This window comes from Bradyrhizobium sp. UFLA06-24 (assembly GCF_054967145.1).
In genome coordinates, this window is the sequence record NZ_JADFUE010000195.1 from 1 (window position 1) to 984 (window position 984).

The following is a 984-nucleotide window of genomic DNA, read 5'->3' on the forward strand; positions in this document are numbered from 1 at the left end:
GCGCTGATCATTTCGAGCGCCATGGTGGCCGCGATCGGCACTGGAGACGTATTCTCCAAAGGCCGCGACTTCGGCGCCTGGCTCGGACTGGTGCCCAAGCAGATCTCGACGGGAGACGCACGATCCTCGGCAAAATCTCGAGGCGCGGCAATCGCTACCTGCGCGTTCTGTTCGTTCAGGCGGCGTGGGTTGTCCTGGTCAGGATAAAGAACTGGGAACGGTACGGGCTCAAGTCCTGGATTGAAGCCGCTACAAGGTTGCACCACAACGTGCTCGCGATCGCGCTCGCCAACAAGCTTGCCCGCATCGTCTGGGCGGTGCTGGCGAAAGGACGCGCCTTCGAGCTGACGAAGACCGACGATGCAGGCGTCCGACCCGCTTGATCCTCGCGCCGTGCTCGGCGCGGTCAAGGCGCAGCCTGGCAATGCCCGAGCCAACCGCAGCCAAGCGCGACGGCTGGCCTTGACCGCCCCTGTTCGCGAGGCGATCGACGTTCTGTGGGCCGGGACGAAGGAACGGTCTTGGCTCGAACAAAGGAACTGAGCGATATGAGGAGCAACCGATGACGTAGCCCTATCAACAATTTCCAGCCGAGATCTGCGAGAGGATGAGACGAGATGGAGGTTCGGTCTTCCCGGCGCATGTGAACACTGGTGACCCAAATGGCCCAATCGAGGCCTGTCCGCTAACGAGAACGCACGCGCGCTGATATCCATGGTGGCCGGAGCAAATGCTCCAATCAAAGGCCGGATACATTGATGCAAGACCGCTCACCGCCAGCTCGGCGAAACCACTTGCAACGCACGGTCGGACCATACATTCGGTCAATCGCGTCGGTTTGCCCCTGAGCCAGCGATTTCCGGTTTATCCTCGACTCCGGACATGTCGTTGCAGCGCGCTAACTGACGCGATGGGCCAGAGCACAAAGTCGCTGCGCTCCAGCCCGCTGCGCGGGTGCGAGAGCCGAGAGAACGGTAGTCGGTC

The 984-nt window shown here is 61.8% G+C and carries 1 pseudogene; it reads left to right on the top strand.

Annotation, left to right across the window (positions count from 1 at the left end):
- A pseudogene (locus IF809_RS38595) lies at positions 1-383 on the top strand (transposase); the annotation flags it as partial.
- Positions 384-984 lie beyond the last annotated feature (601 nt).